At 51.2% G+C, this 21814-nt stretch carries 17 protein-coding genes and 1 tRNA gene; 9 read left to right on the forward strand and 9 right to left on the reverse strand.

The window, feature by feature from the left end; genetic code table 11:
• The 4 genes from AAF564_10600 to AAF564_10615 all read left to right on the forward strand — a co-directional run.
• Positions 1-543: methylmalonyl-CoA mutase family protein (locus AAF564_10600; protein MEM8485990.1), on the forward strand; the 543-nt coding region annotated here is incomplete at its 5' end.
• A 25-nt stretch (positions 544-568) separates the two neighbouring features.
• Complete coding sequence (locus AAF564_10605; GenBank protein MEM8485991.1) at positions 569-1306, forward strand: helix-turn-helix domain-containing protein; 738 nt, start codon at positions 569-571, stop codon at positions 1304-1306.
• A gap of 134 nt (positions 1307-1440) precedes the next feature.
• The gene (locus AAF564_10610) at positions 1441-2217 is read left to right on the forward strand and encodes a HipA family kinase (GenBank protein MEM8485992.1); all 777 of its coding nucleotides are present in this window, start codon (positions 1441-1443) and stop codon (positions 2215-2217) included.
• Positions 2189-2578 (forward strand): DUF3037 domain-containing protein, encoded by a 390-nt coding sequence (locus AAF564_10615; protein MEM8485993.1) that lies wholly within the window; start codon positions 2189-2191, stop codon positions 2576-2578. Before AAF564_10610 ends, AAF564_10615 begins: the two co-directional genes overlap by 29 nt.
• A 13-nt stretch (positions 2579-2591) precedes the next feature.
• Here the strand turns inward: AAF564_10615 and AAF564_10620 are convergent, their stop codons facing one another.
• From AAF564_10620 to AAF564_10630, 3 genes are all read right to left on the reverse strand, one after another.
• Entirely contained in the window at positions 2592-3272 is a 681-nt protein-coding gene (locus tag AAF564_10620) for a response regulator transcription factor (GenBank protein MEM8485994.1), read from the reverse strand.
• A gap of 248 nt (positions 3273-3520) precedes the next feature.
• Complete coding sequence (locus AAF564_10625) at positions 3521-5812, reverse strand: S46 family peptidase (GenBank protein MEM8485995.1); 2292 nt, start codon at positions 5810-5812, stop codon at positions 3521-3523.
• A gap of 51 nt (positions 5813-5863) precedes the next feature.
• On the reverse strand, positions 5864-7993 hold the full coding sequence (locus AAF564_10630) for a S46 family peptidase (GenBank protein MEM8485996.1): 2130 nt from the start codon (positions 7991-7993) through the stop codon (positions 5864-5866).
• A 242-nt stretch (positions 7994-8235) separates the two neighbouring features.
• Between AAF564_10630 and AAF564_10635 the strand changes: the two genes are divergently transcribed.
• Positions 8236-8321, forward strand: a tRNA-Leu gene (locus tag AAF564_10635).
• A gap of 66 nt (positions 8322-8387) precedes the next feature.
• Here AAF564_10635 and AAF564_10640 read toward each other — a convergent pair.
• Complete coding sequence (locus AAF564_10640) at positions 8388-9284, reverse strand: DUF4835 family protein (GenBank protein MEM8485997.1); 897 nt, start codon at positions 9282-9284, stop codon at positions 8388-8390.
• A 273-nt stretch (positions 9285-9557) separates the two neighbouring features.
• Here AAF564_10640 and AAF564_10645 point away from each other — a divergent pair, with 273 nt between their 5' ends.
• The 4 genes from AAF564_10645 (at position 9558) to AAF564_10660 (ending at position 13460) form a co-directional block, all read left to right on the forward strand.
• A complete protein-coding gene (locus AAF564_10645; GenBank protein ID MEM8485998.1) occupies positions 9558-10397 on the forward strand; it encodes a hypothetical protein in 840 nt (279 codons plus the stop codon).
• A 211-nt stretch (positions 10398-10608) separates the two neighbouring features.
• On the forward strand, positions 10609-10893 hold the full coding sequence (locus AAF564_10650; GenBank protein MEM8485999.1) for a hypothetical protein: 285 nt from the start codon (positions 10609-10611) through the stop codon (positions 10891-10893).
• Positions 10894-10943: 50 nt separating this feature from the next.
• Complete coding sequence (locus AAF564_10655) at positions 10944-13019, forward strand: helix-hairpin-helix domain-containing protein (protein MEM8486000.1); 2076 nt, start codon at positions 10944-10946, stop codon at positions 13017-13019.
• 48 nt (positions 13020-13067) lie between these two features.
• Positions 13068-13460, forward strand: coding sequence for a response regulator (locus AAF564_10660; GenBank protein ID MEM8486001.1), 393 nt, complete (start codon positions 13068-13070; stop codon positions 13458-13460).
• Between the two features lie 191 nt (positions 13461-13651).
• On the opposite strand, the gene AAF564_10665 is transcribed toward AAF564_10660, so the two are convergent.
• The 5 genes from AAF564_10665 to AAF564_10685 all read right to left on the reverse strand — a co-directional run bounded on the left by AAF564_10665 (position 13652) and on the right by AAF564_10685 (position 21728).
• Positions 13652-16447: a M56 family metallopeptidase gene (locus AAF564_10665; protein ID MEM8486002.1), complete on the reverse strand. Its 2796-nt coding sequence runs from the start codon at positions 16445-16447 to the stop codon at positions 13652-13654.
• A gap of 2 nt (positions 16448-16449) precedes the next feature.
• Positions 16450-16836, reverse strand: coding sequence for a BlaI/MecI/CopY family transcriptional regulator (locus AAF564_10670; GenBank protein ID MEM8486003.1), 387 nt, complete (start codon positions 16834-16836; stop codon positions 16450-16452).
• A gap of 207 nt (positions 16837-17043) precedes the next feature.
• Complete coding sequence (locus AAF564_10675) at positions 17044-17421, reverse strand: hypothetical protein (GenBank protein MEM8486004.1); 378 nt, start codon at positions 17419-17421, stop codon at positions 17044-17046.
• Positions 17422-17733: 312 nt separating this feature from the next.
• Positions 17734-20601: a hypothetical protein gene (locus AAF564_10680; protein ID MEM8486005.1), complete on the reverse strand. Its 2868-nt coding sequence runs from the start codon at positions 20599-20601 to the stop codon at positions 17734-17736.
• Positions 20602-20849: 248 nt separating this feature from the next.
• Complete coding sequence (locus AAF564_10685) at positions 20850-21728, reverse strand: hypothetical protein (protein ID MEM8486006.1); 879 nt, start codon at positions 21726-21728, stop codon at positions 20850-20852.
• Between the last annotated feature and the right edge of the window lie 86 nt (positions 21729-21814).

The following is a 21814-nucleotide window of genomic DNA, read 5'->3' on the forward strand; positions in this document are numbered from 1 at the left end:
CCAGAGTACGCCGTAATCGGCCGGGTGGCGCGTCGCCTGTGGGCCAAGGCGCTCAAGCACCTGTACGGGGCAGATGAGCGGGCGCAAAAGCTGAAGTATCACATTCAGACCAGCGGCCGGTCGCTCCATGCGCAGGAGATCAGCTTCAACGACATCCGCACGACGTTGCAGGCGCTAACCGCCATCTACGACAACGCCAATTCGCTCCACACCAACGCCTACGACGAGGCGATCACCACCCCGACCGAAGAATCGGTGCGTCGGGCGATGGCGATCCAGCTGATTATCAATAAGGAGTGGGGCTTGGCGTACAACGAAAATCCGATCCAGGGAGCGTTTGTGATCGAGGAGTTGACCGACTTGGTGGAAGAGGCGGTTTTGCAGGAGTTTGAGCGTTTAACCGAACGAGGTGGCGTATTGGGTGCGATGGAAACGATGTACCAGCGGAGCAAGATTCAGGAGGAGTCGCTCTACTACGAGACGTTAAAGCACAATGGGGATTACCCGATTATCGGTGTGAATACGTTCTTGGTCTATATCTAACCTTTGTTGAGCTAAAAAAGCTGGTATGTCACAATTCAGTTATGGCCAGTATTGTCCACTTGCACATGCGCTCGATACACTCGGAGAGCGCTGGACGCTGCTGATCATCCGTGAGCTGATGCACGGCCCTCGCACCTACAAACTGTTGCTACAAAACTTGCCCGATATGGGGGCCATCAGTTTGTCGCGCCGGCTAGGAAAACTGGAACGCAGTGGCATTGTACAGCGAGAGATGCAAGAACCTCGGGCGGCGGATGAGCCGTATTCGCTCACAACAAAAGGCCACAAACTGATCCCGCTATTGGTCGATCTCGCAGCATTTGGACTTGAGTCGCTGGACCTACCCGCTGCCTACGAAGTCTATTCTCCCCTCTGGTCTTTGCTCGAGTTGCATGCCCGGTTTAAGCCTGCCCTTGCAAAAGAGTTGAACATGATGTTCGAACTGCGCATTGACAGTGAAGCACACCATGTGGAAATCAGTCAAGGGGTTGTTAAAACGCATGCAGGTCCTGCCCCTTCCCCGTTGTTTGTAATTACCACAGACGCGGCCAGTTTTATTTTGATACTGCGGGGGATTCTGCCGATACGCGAAGCCATTCAGATTCGCCGGCTTGATATTGATGGCAGCCTGGCAGCGTTCTCGCGGACGCTGGATATCTTTGGGCTGCGCGCGCCTGTCCTTGAAGCCCCCAAACAGCCAAAGAACGGCGCTGTTGATGGACAGGCCAATGCGCCCAAAATTGAGATGTATCCCGCCCGTTAGAAGCATCCAGAAAGCCACCCGACCAGCCTTCTAATTCTTATTTCAGGAATAAAAGGCGAAACACAACAGCTTCCACATGCTACAAGCATGTTATACCCGCCCACGCTGGCCCCTTACTAAAGAATATTTGCAGAATGAGAACAGTGCGTGCTACACGGTATGTGACGCCTCTTCGGGAAGGGGGCTCGTTGCCAGCTATTGTGGAGGCTGATGACGACGGCACGTACGTGCTTAAATTCAGGGGCGCCGGCCAGGGGCCGCGTGCGCTTGTCGCGGAACTGATAGCAGGAGAACTGGCCCGAGCAGCCGGCTTGCCAGTCCCCGAAATTGTATTTATCGAACTCGATATTGAGCTGGCCCGCACCGAGCCCGACCAGGAAATCCGAGACCTGATCAAAGCCAGTGATGGGCTAAATCTGGCACTCGATTACCTGCCGGGATCGCTGACCTTTGACCCCGTTGTTGATCAGACTGATGCCCACCTGGCATCTGCCATTGTTTGGTTTGATGCCTTCGTCACGAACATTGACCGCACGGCCCGCAATACCAATATGCTCATGTGGCACAAACAGCTCTGGCTCATTGATCATGGGGCTGCGCTGTATTTTCATCACGCATGGGACAATTATCAGGAACGCAGTAAAGATGCATTTTCTGCTATAAAAAACCACGTTTTGCTGCCGTCTGCCAATGCCCTTGAAGACGCCGGCCGGCGCATTAGTGCCAAGCTTACAGAAGAGGTTGTTCGAGATATTGTGGCGCTTGTGCCGGCAGCCTGGCTCACTGGCGATTCGCCGTTTGCTGACATAGCTGCGCACCGGGAAGGATATGTAACGTATCTGCTAAACCGCCTGTCCCCACCATTTAACTTTATGGAGGAGGCTGCCCGTGCCAGAGCAACGTCTGTATGATTATGCCATTATCCGGGTAATGCCCCGGGTAGAGCGAGAAGAGTTTATAAACGCCGGCGTTATTTTGTCGTGTAATGCGCATCGCTTCCTCAAAGCCACCATTGCCCTCGATCCTGATCGCCTCATCGCGCTGGATCCCAACGTTGATTTGGATATGGTTAACGCGCACTTGCGTGCCATAGAAAAGATCAGTGCCGGTGACCCGGATGCGGGGCCTATTGGGCAATTACATCGCCGCGAGCGCTTTCACTGGCTTGTTGCTCCTCGGAGCACCATGATTCAAACCTCGCCTGTGCATACGGGCCACTGTACAGATCCTGAGCAAGCCCTGGCACACCTCGTAGACAAAATGGTCCGGTAACAATCTACAGACGCTAGTCGTCAGTGTTTTCTACAATGCCGTTTTTCCACGCCCAGGCTGTTACCTCAGCACGGGTATTGAGCTCCAGCTTCATGTAGATGTTACTGACGTGCTTTTTTACAGTACTCTCGGCGATAAACAGCTCTTCGCCAATTTGCATGTTATTGAATCCTTTGGCGATGAGCTGAAGCACTTCGAGTTCACGCCGGCTGAGTTGCTGCAATGAGCTGTCAACTTTGCGGCTTGGCCCACGGCGCTGCTTCATGAGCGCTGCAGCCACTTCCCGGCTAAGCCAGCCCTCTTCACCTTTAGAAACCCCACGCACTGCGGCAACGATAGTATCCAGCGATTCACTCTTGGTGAGGTAGCCGGCCACAGCGCCGCTTTCGAGCAATTTGGTGATATACTCAGGATCCTCGTACGCGCTGAGCACGAGCACGCGAATGGCTTCGCCGTCTTCCTGAAGTTTTGTTGCCACTTCCAAACCCGTCATCTCGGGCATTTCCATATCCAGGACAAGCAGATGGGGTTGCAAGGCCTTTGCCAACTTCAGGGCTTCCCTCCCGTCACTGGCTTCTCCAATTACCGTAATATCCTCTTCCTGCTCCAATCGGGCCCGCATGCCGGCGCGTAACGGAGGGTGGTCGTCAGCCAGCAGCACCTTTATTGGTGCAATTGCCTTTTCTGTGTACATAATTTATCAGTCTGGTCGCACTGCCTGCAAGATACAAACTATTTGGCAGAACTCCTCTGTGTTGTGGGCTTAATGAAATACAACGATGGCTTTGGTGGTAACCATCCATCTTTATATAGTGCGAAAAATCTGATTGAATTACGACAACTTGACCCGCTTTAACCTAAAAAGAAAGGCCATCCCTACCTAAGGATCGCCTTTCTAGTTTAATCATTGGACTCAGACCAACAGCCCTATAAGCGCAATTTCTACTCTTCCATTGCGGCGTCCGCCTCATCTTCTGTTTCAACAAAGGTATTCCCCACCAATTCCAGCACAATACGATCTGCATCGTATATATCATCCAGCACTTCGAGGATACCGCGTGCATCTACAGAAATAGCGCGCGCCGTTTTGTCGCGGTAGACATATTCATTGGGGAGCGACTCGACATTCCCGTCGAAAATCAAACCGACCAACTCCAGGTTGGCGTTTACCAGGGGTGAACCCGAGTTGCCGCCTGTAATGTCATTTGTTGATACAATGTTGAGGGGGGTTGCAAGATCAAAGCCAGTCGGCCGTTCCCGCCAGCGCTCAGGTAAATCCCACTCACTGCCCGACCCATAAGTAAAGAAATGGTCGTACAGCCCATAAAATGTGGTTTTGTACGGTGCAACGGTCCCATTGTAATTGTACCCTTTAACCACACCATCAGACAACCGTAGCGAGAATGTGGCATCGGGGGGAATGTCTTCACCCAGCACATCCAGGCGCGCGCGCGCTAGCCGGGCACTCAGGTTTTCTTCCCGATCTGCAAAACTGCCATTTTGTTGGCCAAGCGTAAAGTACAGGGGGCCTAACGCATTGATAATGGGCACTGCAGCATCTTTGCTAGACAAAAAGCCACTGTCAAGCAATGCATAAAATGCACTGGAATCGGTCAACGCTGTGCTATCGACCAGCGTTGTCGCCAACTCTTCCGGGGTTTTGCCCTGCAAGATTCCACGCAACGTTGGGTCAGTTGGCCCGAGGTACTTTTTGATTTCATTGATACGCGCCAACACAAAAGCTTTCTCTACTTCGTCAGGGAAGTCTTTGATTTCGGACGCGTCATTTTTGATGCCATCCAGCGTCTCCTGCGGTGCACCGCGCTGCTTAAGCAACGCATACGCATAGCCGTAGAGCGCACGGGTAAAGACCCGAGAACCAATGGAGGTGCCAAAATACGTCAGGGCACCTGACTGGCGGGCTGTTGCCTTTTTCGAAGACTGCACAGCGCGCAATTCCCGGAGCACCACCCCGTATTTCTTTTTAAGATCTGTATCCGCTTCAATCGCAGCAGCAAGTTCTTTCTCGGCAGCCCCTTTTCGCGCCATCAGATATTCATCCTGCAAGCCTTCAAGTTGTCCGGCATTGGCCTTGATTGAATTGGCTATGGAGAAGTAGGTATTGCGCAGTTCATCGAGGCTGTCATCGTCGTCGTTTGCTTCGAGGTACGCTTTGAGTATTTCAGAGCGCGTATCCAGTACTTCGAGTTGCTGCGGCAAGGCATAATCGCGTTCATACTCAAGCTGGCTCACAGTATTGAGCCGGCTGGTTGAACCCGGACTCCCCACCACAAACACCACATCGCCTTCGCTTACCCCGGTCTTGCTCCAGGGAAAGAAGTATTCAGTTTTGAGCGGCATACCTTCGTAGTCATAGACGCGAAAGAAGGTCATATCCAGCGAATACCTTGGATAAGTGAAGTTGTCCTCTTCTCCACCAAATTTCCCAAGCTTGAGCTCCGGTGCAACGACCAAACGTACGTCGTAATACCGTTTGAACGTATATGCAGAGAACTTGCCCCCGTTGTAAAGAGAGATGACTTGCACCTGCAAGGTGGTATCTCTACCCTTGGCATCGTTTGTCAGGCTCCGTTCGAGCGATTCGATGCGGCGCTTGCGGGCATCAGCCTCTTCTTCGTCATTCTGAAAATCAGGCACACCATCGTTCACCCGTTTGGTAACATCCTGTATGTCGATCAGTTGGTCAACATAAAGTTCTTGAACACGACGTTCCTCATCGATGGAGCGGGCATAGAAGCCACGATCAAGGAGTGATTCACCCGGCCGGCTCACGTCTGTGATGCTTTCGCGGGCGCAATGGTGATTGGTAAGCACCAGGCCATTTGGCGAAACAAAGGAAGCAGAGCAATTGTCGCCAAAGCGCAAGGCGCCACGGCTTGCCAGTTCAAACCACTGGTCTGTCAAGTCGAGATTGTACGCTTCTTTGAAGTAGGTCAATGGTGGATTATCGAAGGTCCACATTTTGCCAGCATCAAAGGTACCGGTTGTCACGGTATCCAATGGTGAAACAGGTACATCAGCCCTGGTTTGGCGCTCGGTTACGACTCGATCCTCCGGCGCTTTCTTGGGCCGTTCGGTAATGACAGCCGTTTCACTGGTTGTTGTGGCGCACCCTGCGATAACGAGCAATGCAGACACAACAAGAACCATATATGCGCGTTCCGGGAAGCGCCGCATGGCGTGCTGGACCGAAACTGAAAGGGATTTAGACATAATTTCTGTGATTCAATACACTTAAAATGGGGTGAGTAGGTACGCTGGCGATTATTCGCCACCGCCCACTGCTGCGTCGTCACTGACAAGTACATCATTGGCCAGTTCTTCAACAATACGGTCCGCTTCATACACGGCATCCAGTGCTTCCAACATGCCACGGGCATCAACTGAAACTGAACGGGCACGATCTGGCAAATAGATGTAGTTACCCGACAGGCTTTCGATGTTGCCGTCAAAAATAAGCCCGACCAACTCCAGGTCTTTGTTGACAATCGGAGAACCAGAATTGCCCCCGATGATGTCATTGGTTGACGCAAAGTTTACGGGTACCGAAAGGTCCAGGTCTTTAGGTGCAGCTTTCCACCGTTCGGGCAAATCCCACTCGCTTTCGCTGCCATATGAATGGTAATGATCGTACAGCCCAAAGAAGCTCGTAAAAGGTGATGCATACGTGCCATTGTATGGATAGCCTTGCACTACACCATCCGCGAGGCGGAGTGAAAACGTTGCATCTGGTGGTATTTCGTTTTGATAAACGGCATAGCGCGCACGACCAATGCTGCTGGCGATTTCACTTTGCTGGGCACTCAGGCCGGCAAAGGCGCTTTGATACGTCTGGTACGTTTCGATAAAGCTATCAACCAGTTTGATTGCTGGATCCATGGCGTCCAATGTGCCTGCATCAAGTGCTTCGGTCAATTGCGCCTGTGATGCCAGCGCAGACGACCCGACAATGCCCTGCGCACGGTCTGTAGCAGACTGCCCAGTTAACAGGGCACCGACAAGTTCGCTTTCGGTGCCAAATGCAGCCGTCATATCCTGCAACCGCGTTTTCAGAAACTGGAGATCAAGTCCGGCAGGTGTGTCTGCGATGCCCAGTAGTTGCTCTTTTAATGGCGCCAGTTGCTCGCCGCCGCCAGCCGCCATACGATCCAGGTAGCCATGGGCAAGGATGGCGCGCCGTAATAGAGCAGCGGAATATGTCCCACTTGTCAGCGCAAAAAAGGCAGCATGCTCTTTGCTGTAGGCGCGCATTTCTTTTTGAATGGCCGCCATATCCTCCATCAATGAGCCATAATCTGCAGCGAGGTCATCATCAGCTGAAATCGCTTTAACAAACTGCCCCTCCGCGTCCCTTCGTCGGGCCATAATCACGGGATCTGCGAGCGCAGCCAGTTGGCCGGCATATGCCTTTTCAGCATTCAAAAGAGAGAAAAGCTGGTTGCGGACCGCATTTTTTGCATCATCTGTTGTCGCTGCATCCTGGTAGTCGCGTAACGCCTGGATGTGACTCTTGATGAAGGCCAGTAAATTTTTGTCCGTCATATCCCGGCGTCCTTCAAGCTGGGCAACCGTTTCGAGCCGGCTGGTGCTGCCAGGATTTCCTATCACAAAGACGGGCTCCCCAATTTGTGCGCCATCCATGCTCCACAAGAAGTAGTGTTCAGGCTCAAACGGGACGTTGTCATCATAGACCCGAAAAAAGGTCATATCGAGCGCATAACGAGGGAACGTAAAGTTATCAGCATCTCCTCCATAGTAGCCCATTTGCAGTTCAGGCGTGAAGACGAGTCGCACGTCATCGTAACGCTTGAACGTATAGGCAGCGTATTTACCGCCGTGGTAAAAAGGAATAATTTCAATAACGTATCCGGCCTCTTCCCCCCCCAATCCATCCAATAACATAGCCGTTACGGCATCGATGGTATCTTGCCTGGCCTGCGCACGTTCAGCATCTGTTTCGCCGCGCATTTCTGCTTCCCGTACTGCCTGGGTAACATCTTCAATGGCAACAAGCTGATCAGCATAGTAGCCGGGTACCTGGCGCTCCTCTTCAAGCGTAGTGGCATAAAAACCGTCTTCCGTCAACCGCTCGCCTGGATTGGACACCTGGGTCACAGCATTGCGGGCGCAATGGTGGTTTGTGAGCACCAGCCCATATCCCGACACAAACGACGCTGAACATCCGGGAATACGGAGTGCGCCAAGCCTGGCTGTATCAAACCATGACTGAGATGGCGTAAAGTTATACGCTTCTTCAAAGTACTCAAAAGGTGGATGATCGAACGTCCACATTTTGCCGTTATCAAACCGGCCGGCTTTGTCTGCGTCCTGGCCGTATGCCGTATGTGGCAACAATACAATCAGTGCCAGCAGACTTGCGCAGACTATGCGCAAAGTGGATCCGGCTTGAATCATTAGTTTTTCTTGTCTCATTTTTCTGGATTTTCAGCTGGCACTGCCCAGTACAGGGTCGGGTAGCAGAACAACGCCAGGCTGTTCAATCGTAAAGTATTTAAATACTCCTAAACAGGAGAAAAATTCGATGGCGGGTTGCGCGTCATCTTCTGTGATAATCGTTAAAATTCCGGCAAAAACAGGAACACGAATACCATAAACTCATATAGTTGGCATCATTTGCGAGAGTGGCGGAATTGGTAGACGCGCTAGATTTAGGATCTAGTTCCTTCTGGGAGTGGGGGTTCGAGTCCCCCCTTTCGCACCATCGCATACGATGTTATAGTGTCCGGGATCCGTATTGGGTTACCGGACTTTTTTTGTCTATGCCGTTCTAATTTACCAGATTCTCATACTTCGAGAGATTGGCAGGGTCTATTCTGGACAATAAATTAAATGCCTCAGAACTCAGGGTAGATTCTTCAAAAATGGCCGCAATATCATCCGCTTTCGCCGTAAAGAAAATATCGAGTACATATTGTCTTGAGACGGCATCGTAAAGCTCATCCAGGCTCTTCAACGCATCAAGTACGTTTTGCTGGGCAACTTCTGTTTCCCGAACAAAAATATCCAGTCCGCCGAAGTGGAAATCAAAATAGGTTTGCCGCAGCGACTTAAACCGTGGGTCGAGGAGTTGGTCAATGAGGTCGTTGCGCCCGCGGTCACCGCTCAGGTCCGTCCACCCGATTGCCCCCTGTGATTCTGCCAATTCAGCTACACGCCTGGCTTTTTCAAAATGTGGGGTCCCACCAAATGCCTCGAAGGTATCGTAATCATATCCCAGCATGAGGTAGGCATAGAAGTCGAGGACAGAAGTGAGCGGATCAAATCGCTCGGGGTCAAAAATAAGTGGCGTTCCCTGTGCAAAACTAAATTGCCAGCCGCCATCACTAATCTGGATAATGGTAGTTTCTGTGGGTACACCGTAAATGGGCCGGCGGGTTGACAACACAACCTGCGCAGAAAAACTGGTCAGGGTGAGCGCTTCTTCAAATATGATTTGCATCAGGCAATTGATGCGTTCGAAGTCTTCGTAGCGGTCACTGGTAAAAGAGCGCTCATTCAGATAAAGCTCAGCGCGTTCTTCCAGCTCAGTAAGAAATGAAAATTCGCTACCTGTGAGTTGCTGGTAATTTACGGTAACGGTACAGTTGAATTCCTGGGCCGTAGCAGTCCGGGTCCCTCCAATCAACAGTAAACCGCCCAAAAGCAGACAAAATCTGTACATCATACAGGAGTTTCTTGTTACAAAAATGATGAAAGACGTTTGTAGCAAATACCCGTATAGGCGGTGTTTTATGTTCATCCGATGCGATCTGAACCAGGCTACAAAGCCGCGTATTCATATATCGGATCGGGATATGGTGTTGCAATAGTACTTGAAATGATTTCGGCTGTTTCCGAGCAGACTGAATTCTGCCTTTTGTGATATGCAAGAAGGTATGTAATGCTCTGCGTTTACGTCTGAACAGCTACATCCGTATCACACCTGTAGCTAAACGCCATGCCTCATCCTTTCGTGCAAACCATCCTGATTGCTTTAGGCATCGCAAGGCTCATCACAATTAGCCCCTGCCAAGCACAAACGTTGAATTATGGTGCACTGCATAGCGGACTTGCAGACGCCACTGTGGCATTTCCAGCGCAAGTTGCCGGCCCCAACCCTGCCCTCTATACAACAGAGGATGTACAAGTATTTTCCGTTTACACAACCAGGCCCTACAATATTAAAGCATTGACTCACAGCGGGTTGTCAGCCACCCTGACACCTGGGCGCATGATTATTAGCAGCAGCCTCAGCAGCATGCAGGTGTATGCGTACAGGCAGCTTAGTACAGAAACATCCATGACTTTTCCTGTCCGTGCCGGCACCAGCCGCAGGTTTATGCCTGGCTTTCGTCTAACCAGCCGGCATGTAGCCATAGACGGTCACGGAAGCACCAGTACGTTTGCATTAAGCGCGGGGTTTATAGTCCCGGTGCATCATAACATCTACCTAGGTGCCAGTGCAAGACACATCGTGCAAAGCAACCTCCAGCTCCATCTACCTCGAACACTTGGTGTCGGGTTCGCAGCAAAACCTCACGCTGGATTTTGGCTTATGAGCACTGTGTATCATGAACCAGGCTATCAGCCCGCGTTGCATACCGCGCTCCAGGTCATGGTCCAAAAAGCCATTCAATTACGGTATGGGATTACCACAAATCCGCTACGCTGGACGGGTGGCTTCGGCATCCGGCTGGCCACTATCGAATTTGATGCAGCAATTGAGCGCCATGTCCTCCTTGGATGGACTCCTGAATTATCCATTAACCTAGTCCGCATGCGTCGAAAGGATCTATAGGCCAGTGTCAGATGCGGGGCTGGGTCGGGCGATATGAGACAGCAACCGCGCAAACCAACCCGTACATTGGAGCTACCTTGAAATGCCCCCTGTGCCCCCATGTGTTTCGATATCGCCCCATTGTGATCTTCTCACAATCGTGCCGCCAACGCAAACGGACCTCCACCACGCGTCTGGACCTGCAGCCGGCACCTGAAATCAAAACTATATCATGGAAGCAATACTAGAGTTGCTGCGCAGGAATGGCATTGAAGCAAAGGGACTTCAGGTCGAGAATCCTGCTAAAAAATCGAGAGTATTTGCAAATTTTATGGCGGGACTGTGGTTCTTTTACGCAGTTGGCGCCTGGTATGGATCTAAATTCATGTTGCAAGATCCAGATGCCGGTGCAGGCGACCCACTCCTCTTTGGCGCTACATTCATTGTATGGTTTGTTGCCTTCTTTGGGCATGTGTCGTTTGATCTTGCAAGAAAACGGATTAAGTACGGTTCATAATCTGGCGGCTATACGTCTTGGTATTAAACCACCAGGACGGATGGCACGCCATGCGACAATTTCCCGCTTATATAGTTAGCCTGATTTGTCTGCATGGCCTTTGCAGTCAAACCTTATTGATACAGGCCTCAGCGAGGCAGGTAGCCGGCGATACGCTGTCTGAAGTATATCCACTGTCCCCAGCGCCCTGGGCCGAAGTCCTCAACGACGATACGCCATTTGACGAAGAAACACTGGCGCGGCTTGAGGTCCTGGCTGAACATCCAATTAACCTTAATCAGGCCACACTTGCAGAGCTCCTGACCGTCCCGTTTCTGGACGAGCAGCAAGCACAAGCTATCTTGCGCTACAGGCAGCAGCATGGCATGTTTAAAAAGGCTGTTACGCTACGTACAGCTCGTTTACTCAGCCCAAGTGAATACCGCCTCCTCTCTCGCTCCTTTACTGTAGCGACCTCACCCAAAAAGCAATCAGCCTTTTCGCTGACCCTTATTCAAGCAGCCGGCAGAAAAATAGACCTGGATGCTGCATTTAGACGCACCGTTGAAGCAGGCGGCTATGCCGGCTCACCCAGTCAACTGTATACCAGGCTCGCAGTGTCGAACAAGCGTTTCAGCCTCCGCCTCGCACTTGAAAAAGATCCGGGAGAAACGTTTGCCTGGCAACCCAACCAGTTCTTGCTGGGCTTTGACCATGTTTCAGGTACGATCATATGGAAATCCAGCAGTGTAGTACGCGAGGTACTCCTGGGAGATTTTCATGTGCTGGTTGGCCAAGGCCTCATGTTATGGCGCAATACGGGACAGGGCAAAGGCACTGCCCCCCTCTCCGCCCCGATACGACCTGGGAATGGCATAAAAGCAGGGGCGTCTCGCGAAGAAAACAGGTTTCTGCGCGGCATAGCCATCACGCTCCAACCTACCCCGCGGTTTGTTGCTCGACTCTTTGCATCACGCAGGAAACTCGATGCAGCGTTAAGTGAAGATACAGGGCTAACGAAGGCATATGTTATGGCTCTTGGTACATCAGGGCTGCACCGAACGGCTGGAGAACTAGCCAGACAAGATCAGCTTGAAGCGACTATAACGGGTGCATCTTTCGCATTAAATTACGAGCAGGCAACCCTTGGCCTGAGCGGCTACGCAAGTCGATTTAGTCATAGCTTTATGGCCGGCAACCGTCCGGAAGACTACTACGACTTCACTGGGGATCAGCTTGCCGGCATAAGCCTGCATGGCAATATTAAAACCCAAACCCTACGCGTCTTCGGGGAGTTGGCTCGAAGCTTCCCCGGCACTTATGCCCTGATAGCCGGCGTGCGGTGGCGCCTACATCCCCGCACAAGCATCCTCGGCGTCGTACGTGTTTTCAGCCGGCAGTACCAAACGCTGTATGGCAAAGCCTTTGCCGACCAACGAGCCAAAGTGCAGAATGAAACTGGTTGGTATACGGCATTGGAAACCGAATTACATCCTTATTGGACAACCAGTTTTTATGCGGACTTCTACCAACATCCATGGGTCACGTTTAAGTCAGGCATGCCACGACAAGGCTTCTCTGCATTTTGCAAACTGGATTACACACCACGCAATTGGTTTACGGCTCAGCTACTCTACCGGTTTGAATCAGATCAAATGCGTGCCCAGGCACCAGGTCCTGCACTTCCAATCAGGCACGCAATGCAAGAAAAAGTACACATCTTGCGCTTTCAAACTGTTTATGCTTTTTCCCATCTGCTAAAGTTACGCATTCAATTTGACAGGCGGGTATTATATGTGGCGGGAGCGTACAAACAGGGAAGCATGCTCATCCAGGATGTGATTTGGCAACCCAATGCTTCATGGCGTATCCAACTGCGTTTGTCAGGGTTTACTTCGAATGGCGGTGCATCAACCCTGTACGCTTATGAAAACGATTTACGCTATAGATTTACAATTCGTGCGTTCACTGGCACGGGGTCTCGTAATTTTTTACTTTTAAGAAAACGGGTAGGAACCCATATTGCCTTTGAAGTTAAGTATGGTACTACCCTGAACAGACAGATTTCGAATACCGAAGCCGGCGTAGACCTTTTCCCCGGCAAGCGAATTCGTGAAGTGCAAGCCCAATTCATTTGGCACGTCTGAACTCCCGCCCCATACATAGTCGCCCTCTCAGACTTTTTTGGATCTAGCATGAACAGTCATCAGGCTGACAATATTCTGGTTGTTGAAGACAATCCAGATACGCAGATTTTGCTACGCTATTTGCTGCAATCGCGGTATGGCATCCATACGGTCACCCGTGTTGAAGATGCCCTGGCACATATTGAGAAACACGAGTATACGCTCCTCCTTGTCGATATAAACCTGGGTGAAGAGCGTACCGGAGTTGACCTCCTTAATATTGTGCGGGACCATGAGTTGTATGCTACCTTGCCCATGGTTGCCATCACTGCATATGCCATGCCGGGCGACGATCACAAGTTCCTTCGGATGGGGTTTGATGCCTACATCAGCAAGCCCTTTTCCAGAACAGAGCTTTATACTGCTATAAACCAGGTCCTGGACCACGAAAAGACTTCGTAAGCCAAACGCAGCCCTGCCGACGAGCAACTTGTGTGTAAACAAAAAAGCCCGAACAATACTTGTCCGGGCTTTTGTATTAAAAGTTGGTAGACTACCAGGCCATATCTGAAATATAAAACGATTGAGAGATCCTTCACATTCGCTCAGGATAAGGCAGTGTCTATGCTTGATTTCGATTATTCAGACAAAGCCTAGTTATCCCAGTTTTTGCTTGATCTGCACTCAAGTCTATTCATCGCACGTTTGCGGCGTTTTCTGCTTTGATCTTCAAAAAGGCCGGCTGCTTTCTCACACAATTCCGGGTTCACTTCCAGAACCGGTCCAACAACGTCGATAAGATCAAGCAAAGACTCAAAATCTTCATCAGACCACTCATGTTCTAGCTCGTATTGCAAGTGCTCAAGTTCGAGTAGGGCCTCTTCCAATTCCAATCCAGATAAGGTTAACTCGTGCTCTAACTCAGCAAGTGCATCTTCATCAAATTTGAGGCCCTCCAGACTATAAGCCACTTCTTCGAGTGCATCAGCCGTCAGGCTAAGCGATAACTCACCGATGGCAAGTCCTATTTGGCCGGCAGAAGCACCAATTTCTGCCATTGCCTCGCCAAATGCTGCTCCATCCCAATCGTTATCATTGTCCCAATCCTGGTCGTTATCGTTATCCCAGTCCTGGTCGTTATCGTTATCCCAGTCATTATCGTTGTCCCAATCCTGGTCATTATCGTTATCCCATCCATGGCCAGCATCTGCATCCCAGCGATCATCACCATAATCGAGCTCACTCAGTGCCATGGTTGCGTAGCGACGCACTTCACTATTTTCGTCCTTTAGCGCTTTAGTTAACGCATCAACTGCACTTACATCGCCTATTTCGCCTAATGCAATGGCTGCATACTTCCTGATTTCAGGGTCTTTGTCTTTCTGCAGCAATTCGGTAAACAACAACATGCTTTCTTCATCTGCACGGTCGGAGATAGCCATTACAGCGTGGCTCCGTACATCCGGGTCTTTGTCTTTAACAGCTTTTCGAAGTAACCGAAGTGACGCCTCATCATCATACTCACCCAATGCCATAACGGCAGCGCGACGGATATCGGGGTCTTTATCACTGAGCGCCTTGCCTATAGCAGGCAAGGCAGATTCATCTTCGCGATCTGCAAGCCCGTATAGTGCATATCGACGTACTTCAGGGTCCGCATCTTCAAGCATTTCGATGAGAATGGCCGTTGTACTATCGTCACCATTATCAACGATACCCATCAGTGCATAGCGACGAATCTCAGGGTCACGGTCATCTAAAACGGTAACAAGGGCCTCAACAGCGCGGCGATCATCAACATCAGCCAATGCAATTGCAGCATATTGACGCACTTCTCGGTCGCGGTCAGCAAGGGCCTTGATGTACACGTCAAGTGCTTCATCAGCATCCAGTTCGCTCAGTGCCATGATTGCAAAACGACGCACTTCCCTGTCAGAATCACGAAGCGCCAACGCTGCAATCATGTTTACAGCACCCAGGTCATTTATTTCGCTGAGCGTTTGCAAGGCATGCTGGCGTACTTCAGCATCTTCATCGCTAAGCGAATTACGCAATGCTTTTATTGCCATTTTTCGGGCGCGACGCTGCTCTTCACTGGTATCAGCTACAGCGCTTCTACGATCGCGCCTGAGCGCACGTGAATCCCTGAGGGCAAAGTCATTATCCCTTTCCCACTCAGGCTCGACGCCAAGGCTGTTTTCAGCTTTACCGTCTGCATGGTTTTTGTTCAGGAAAACAAACCCCGGCGCAGTACTCTGCGAAATCAATGTATTAGAATTGGATTCTGCAAGCTGCCAGGGGCTCAGCGCTGTAATAGGTAACATTACTGCTGTAGCAAGAATGCAGGTAAGGACCGTCCCAACGCGGTTCAACGTCCGTCTTTTCCGCGCAGGATCCAGGATATCAACTACCCGACCTTCAAGTTGCGACGGCTTTGCCATTGAAATGGTGTTCAGTGGAGATACCCACGACATTTTGAGCGAGCGCGCGATATCGAGCAAGTGGCTTGCATAAGCAGACGCTTTCATGCCCTGAGAGAGCACCAAATCGTCACATGCTTTTTCCTGTTCGATGCGCATTCGCTGCAGGCCCTGCCATGCCATCGGATTAAACCAGTGCAAGGCGCAACCCAGCTGCGCGCCAAACTGCGTGAGGGTATCCCAGCGTTTGATGTGTGCCATTTCATGCAGTAGCACATAGCGCCGGCGCTCTTCCGACCAGTCATCAGCATCGATGGGTAACAGAATCACCGGACGCCATGCTCCCCACGTCATGGGAGACGAAACACTTGCACTCATTTTAAGCGCAACAGGGCGATAAATTAGCAAACGATCTGCAAGCTCGTCTGTCAGGTCATCCCAATCATCACCTTCGGGCGCGCGTGACTGTATGGTAATCCACCAGGCACCAGCCAGTCCTGTGAAGGTCCAAAACAAAACAGCTGCGATACCCAACCCCCAAACCCCAAGAATGAGCGTGGACCAGTGGGCGTCTTTTACATAATTGATAATCGGGCTCAACACCCAGTTGGTATTTTCGCGTGCGGGTGTGGCATAAACAGCTGCTGCGTCTGATTCCGCTGCGGTCTCGCGTTGCTCAGGAAACCGTTCTGTTGTATTTGGAGGGGTTGTCAGCCAAACTGGCGCTTCGGCGTCGGTTGACCGCAAGCCGGCTTCAGGAAAGGCCTGGGTATTTTCAGCTGCTAGCTGCGCTTCAAAAGGCTGCGGTATAAGCGGCACAGACACACGGGGTAAAACAGCAGAGAACAGTGGCAGCATCAATATCATGATCAGCGCCGTAGCCCAAATCAGGTGCCGCGCTGCGGCAGCAGAGCGAGAGAGCATGCCGGTAAGAATGCGCGCACCCAATAAAATCAGTAGGCCCTTGATAAACAGGTCTGCCAGTACCATCAAGATATCATATAAAGGTTCATCTACAATAAAATTCATGGCTAGCGGCCTTCTTCTTTAGCGTTTTTGATGAGGGCAGAAAGGCGATCCAGTTCCTCTTCAGAAAGGTCATCTGACAAATCGATCAATGCAGCCATGGCCTGTGAAACAGAGCCTTCAAAGAACGTTGCCAAAACATGATTTAGCGCAGACTTTTTTGCGCGCTTTTGCGAAACAGTTGGCTTGTATATATACCGGGTGCCAACTTTGTCATGCTGGAGGTGCCCCTTCTCTACCAGTATCCTCAACATAGCACGCACAGCAGAATAGCTCGGCGGGTCAGGAATTTCGTCCATTACTTGCGCCGCTGTAGCTTTGCCTGTACGATAGATGGCGTCCATTATCTGACGCTCTCGCCGGCTTAGTTTTTCGTGTAATGCTGAAGCCATATTTTTGGGATTTATGCTTTACCTACGGGCAATTATGCGCCGGGTTACAAAAGGTGCTAAATTTTTAACACCTAAAATGTAACAGAAATCCACCTCTATGTCAAGCCGATGTGCTAAATTTTTAGCACAAAAAAGGGACCTGCAACGCAGATCCCTGTGTATTAAAACCCAAACACCAGGCTTATCACCTGATGATCAAGTTGTATGTCAGTTGGAGCAGATCGATTTCAGCACCCGACGGCGGCTGTTCAACTTATCGTGCCACGATTCTTCTTCAGCAGATTCATCGTCAACGTAGTATTCCCATAGTCCTACAGCACTCTCCGCAAGTAGAACGTGGCTACGCATATGTGCAACGCGCTTCAGCACGGGCGCCATGCCCATTTGGTGTACAAAGGTGATTTTGCAGTCACCACTGTGCCCCATTTCTTTTACCGAAAGCCAGTTGTCGCCACAAACGTGGCAGGTATAAAATCGAGATTCCTGTTCAGCGGCAACGAGGGGGTCACCGTGCTCCTCTTCAACGGCAACTTCCATTGGCATCATACTATAGCTGCCGCAAGCTTTACACTTAAGCCTTTCCATAAGCACATCTTTAGGGTCCCTGATGAATACAAGCGGATTCAGGGTAGCGGGTAAACATACGTGGGGGTTGCCGGCGCGATAGGAGCCAGCAAATTAAACTATACCCGTAATTATCAGGAAGGTCGTTCCATCCTAAATCAGCTCAGGGTTTTGTGAGCAGTCGTACAACATCACGGATTCGAACTACACGGTTTGTAATTGTGGGGAAATTACAGGTGGGTCCAATGCTCATCGTAGATTTAACCCTGTGTCGTGGGTTTCGGCTGTGTCAAACGTGGACTTAAGTCATCCTACACAAATTTTTTTCGCTTGTCAACGCAGATCAAAATCCCATGCCCTATCGCTATGCCGGTAAGCCGCAGAGAAGCGCAAGTCAAAATTGAACAGGTAAAAAAGCCGGAACTGTGCACCAACGCCAACGCCGCTGGCAAACAGCGTGCGGCGATCTGGAAGACTTGTTTCATTCTCATCACCAAGCATAACTGCATTGGTGTTAATTAATCCCTCGGTAAAACCAAATGCATAGAGGGCTTTGAGGTAGAAAGGAATCATAAAGAGGCCGTTGTCTGCATACCAAAGCGGTTGTACGTACTCAAGCCCTGCAACCAGATGATTTCCGCTACCAAGCGCGAGACGGTCTGTGTAGCCACGCGGCAAAAAGCGGTCTAGGTTGTAAATGCCACCTCTGTTCTGACTTAACCAGGCTACATGCGCCTGCAGGCCGATATTGGCGCGGTGCAAATACGGCATGTACCCCGTAAACCGCGTTATTACACCACGCGCAGCGCTGCCTCCCTCCCGATGGAGATCCAGCAGACTTTGAACAGACAACAGGGCACCCTGGTTTGGAATCAGGTCCCTTGTGTTCGCCTGTAATTTATAAAACGCAGTGAGCACCGGCTCTATAAAAACACGTTTTTCAAAAGGCAAAGGATTATCCAAAAAGAACCGGGTTTCCTCCACTGCCCCTTCGAGCCCAAGCGTGACGCCGCTTTGGAAAACATTTCGCTCTAACACGATCGGCAACCGGGCCCCCAGGGAGACACCGCGCCGTTGCCGGCCTACCTGGATCGCCTGTATGGCGTTTACCTCATTGCGGATTGTGGTGTTTACCTTTGAAAGGGTGTGGTACGCCCGAACATAAGGCAACAACGGACCAATGCTTCCTTGCAGCGTACCTTCCCCCCACACGCGTCCAGATTGGTAATATCCATCGAGGGAATACCGCAATCGCTCTAACGGATCGGTGCCTTGCAGTGCCAGGCCAAATCCGGCGGTGATGTCTCGACCAAATGCCTCTTCAGCTGACGGCCTGAAAATGGGCAACAAACTCCTTGGCTTCAGATAGCGCATGGCGCGGTACCGAGAAGCTGTCATCTCCGGCTGCATTGTGCGCTCTGATGAAGCTGCAAAAAGCGCAGGAGTGTGCGTCGCCGGCGCGGTGAGCATACCGTTTACCGGGACTGCGGTCTCAAAGGAAAACGGCAGCAAAGCGAGCTCAAATTGCTCGTGGGTATAATTGATATAGGCGAGCGACTGTCCGTCTGGAGACAGTGCCGGCTCCAATGCACCGTACAGCGCATTGGTTACTTGTCGTACGTCTCCCGTCTCGATGTTGAACACAAACACATTGGAAATACCACCGGGATCTGCGGTAAAGAGCAGGTATTGTCCATCCTCGCTCCAGCTTACATCATAAATGGCTGCATCATTGAAATGCACCAGAGGCGATGCAGCTACACCGTTGCCGCCGGTTTCAAGTTTATAAAGTCCCTGCGTACCCGCTACATTCAACACCCCGGCCACCCACACAGGGCCCTGTGCCACTTCCTGAATCCTGACACGGTCATCACCCGCCAGGGTTTGCACCCCCCCCTGCCCATCTACCTGCACCAGCGTGTTCACCTGGCCGGCTGTTTGTAATGCCCAGATTTCATCGGCATTACCTGGCGCTGGTGCCCCAAGGCGCATGCCATCAGTAAAGCGGCGTTGCCGCCCACTGGCAAGGTCTACTTTGTAGAGGTCTGACGTGCGCTTGATCGCAATTAACGGATCTACTTTGTAGTGCGCATAGAGCAGCGCAGAACGATCAGCACTGAGATTGTACACAAAATCACTGGTTGGCAACGTGGTCAGCAGATGGTGTTGGGCACCGGTTGCGACGTTGTGGATATAGAATCCGCTGCGTTTGTTATACCCGCTTCCAAATACCACCAGCGTGTTTTCATCAATCCACTTGGGCCGGCGATACGTTGTGCCTTTTGCGGCTGCCAGGACGCGTGGCATGGTCACTGTGCCGAGCTTCGCTACCCGCTCTGCTTCGCGGGCTGCCATTTCTTCTACAAATGCTTTGTAGACTTTCGGAGGCCACTGCCTCGCGCCATACCACAACCCGATGCCATATCCTAAAAAAGGAATGCGATAATTCAGGTCGGATGAACGCTCAAAAAACGCAAGGCTATCTTGTGCTGCCAAATATTCGACCAGATGGGCACCCCCGAGATAAAATCGGTCAAAGGGCCTGGTGTAGGCCGGCATTTCCACCAATTGGGCCATTGACCACGGTTTGGCTGAGGCCATTGCTGCGCGAAAACGCATCGTAAAAAACGCATGGTTTAGGCGGCCAGCGCCTTCCTGGTGCCGGCTCTCGTAGTGCACAGCCAATCCTTCGCTAATGCCCTGGGGAATGAACAGATTGAACGCACGAACTATATCTGGCGCAAACGGGCGCAACAGCGCACCCACGCCAAATCCACGCTGCACGTTGGCATGTACTGCATGCACCAGTTCATGGGGCAGTACAGTATCCATCCAGGAAGTATGCACAGGTGACAAGGAGCGGCCTTTCAGGTAGGGAATTTCGACTTCTTGCTTGAAAGGAAGCGGCGTTACATAACCGTTAGACTGGTCGTTAAACCCATTCAGCACCACAGGCATGTAAAGCGAACCATGATGCGCAAGCAGCTCCCGGGCCGGGTCAACATGCTTTTGTAATACGCGCAATGCAGCTTCCGCTTCTGCCTGAAATCCAGCTTCAAAAATGATTTCGAAATGATCTGACTTTAAGACCTCGTAGGAAACGCCGAGAGGGCGGGCAATTGGGCTGTATACGAGGAATTGCGCCGCTGCTGTAAACGGAGTGATAAGACATAAAACTACAGCAACAAACAGTGCACGCAAGGAGACGCTCCAAATTTGCAGTCGGCGTCAGCACATCATCTCCAGGCAGTCAAGATCTGTGAAGATTATTTGCGCGCCCACCACTTTACGATGAGTTCGATAAGCTTCAGAAACTGCATAATAATCTGTTTCATGGCAACAGTTAATTTATCTAAAATGCGTTCTGTGCTTACGTAGAAAAAGAAAGTCAGGATGCAGCGCTGACAAATTTACTTAAAAGTGCGCGATCAGCCATCTTAATGCTCAGATTAACGATCTTTTAGTCGCTGGTTTTGCCGGGCATCTTCGGAAGTAAACGAATCTTCCTGATCGAGCAAGGAAGCATCAATGCGTGATGCTCCAGCATCTTCATACGTCATATCCGGCTCCTTGGCAGGCTGGTGCACAGCGAGGATTTTGCCCAATCGGCTCCCAAGCTCTTGCAGTTCGCGGTGTTTCTTTTTCCGCCAGGTTTTATCTGCATAAGCAATGAGCGGCACAAATATCGCCATCGCTACAATGAACGTGAAGATGGCTGGCAGCATACCCTCCCAAACGGCGCCACCGATTGCCGCACCAAAAAGTGACAGGATGAGTCCGTAAGTGATGCTTTCAGCAGTGGTGCCGCCCCAGCCCACGCGTTGGCTCAGTTTGACCTGCAAACTTTCGCCCCTGGGCTGTACAATCACACGCGTCTCGATACCAGACATAGACATATGCTTCCATTCCCTCGAGCGCCCTACCTGGCTCTCTACACCGCGCCCATATCCTTGCGCGCCGGCTGCACTACCATCAAGGCCAGCGCCCATCATGTAGCCCAGGTCTGAATCATACCGGTGCCGCAGCTCTGAAACGACTTCTTCCCAGCTTTCGTCTGTGAGCTCAGCCACAACCCATTGGTCAACGTAATTGTGGCTGGCGCTGGTTGACGGTTTGCCGTGGGCAATCGCTACGTTCTTATCAAACAGTTGTGTTGCAGCCTGTCTCAAGTGAATCGGGTCAAGGCCGGCTTCCGCAGCGATGGTTTCGAGCTCAGACAACGTCAGACCCGAGCGATGATCTGCATTCTTGGCTGCTTTTGCCTGCAATTTTGATGCAAGCTCAAGCATGGAGGCCATTTCCTCTTCTGAATAAGTTCTTTCAGCCATACGCTTTTTGGCAATCGGTTAAAGCCCGGGGTAGGTTAATGCACCAACCGTCGCAATAAAGAAAACGTTGGTGGACAGTGCAGGAG

It is taken from the genome of Bacteroidota bacterium (genome assembly GCA_039111535.1).
GTDB lineage: Bacteria > Bacteroidota > Rhodothermia > Rhodothermales > JAHQVL01 > JBCCIM01.

Bases quoted from the DNA above. Each gene is read 5' to 3' on its own strand.
- AAF564_10605 (MEM8485991.1), top strand. From the start codon at position 569: ATGTCACAATTCAGTTATGGCCAGTATTGTCCACTTGCACATGCGCTC.
- AAF564_10610 (MEM8485992.1), top strand. From the start codon at position 1,441: ATGAGAACAGTGCGTGCTACACGGTATGTGACGCCTCTTCGGGAAGGG.
- AAF564_10620 (MEM8485994.1), bottom strand. From the start codon at position 3,272: ATGTACACAGAAAAGGCAATTGCACCAATAAAGGTGCTGCTGGCTGAC.
- AAF564_10625 (MEM8485995.1), bottom strand. From the start codon at position 5,812: ATGTCTAAATCCCTTTCAGTTTCGGTCCAGCACGCCATGCGGCGCTTC.
- AAF564_10640 (MEM8485997.1), bottom strand. From the start codon at position 9,284: ATGATGTACAGATTTTGTCTGCTTTTGGGCGGTTTACTGTTGATTGGA.
- AAF564_10645 (MEM8485998.1), top strand. From the start codon at position 9,558: ATGCCTCATCCTTTCGTGCAAACCATCCTGATTGCTTTAGGCATCGCA.
- AAF564_10650 (MEM8485999.1), top strand. From the start codon at position 10,609: ATGGAAGCAATACTAGAGTTGCTGCGCAGGAATGGCATTGAAGCAAAG.
- AAF564_10655 (MEM8486000.1), top strand. From the start codon at position 10,944: ATGCGACAATTTCCCGCTTATATAGTTAGCCTGATTTGTCTGCATGGC.
- AAF564_10660 (MEM8486001.1), top strand. From the start codon at position 13,068: ATGAACAGTCATCAGGCTGACAATATTCTGGTTGTTGAAGACAATCCA.
- AAF564_10665 (MEM8486002.1), bottom strand. From the start codon at position 16,447: ATGAATTTTATTGTAGATGAACCTTTATATGATATCTTGATGGTACTG.
- AAF564_10670 (MEM8486003.1), bottom strand. From the start codon at position 16,836: ATGGCTTCAGCATTACACGAAAAACTAAGCCGGCGAGAGCGTCAGATA.
- AAF564_10675 (MEM8486004.1), bottom strand. From the start codon at position 17,421: ATGGAAAGGCTTAAGTGTAAAGCTTGCGGCAGCTATAGTATGATGCCA.
- AAF564_10685 (MEM8486006.1), bottom strand. From the start codon at position 21,728: ATGGCTGAAAGAACTTATTCAGAAGAGGAAATGGCCTCCATGCTTGAG.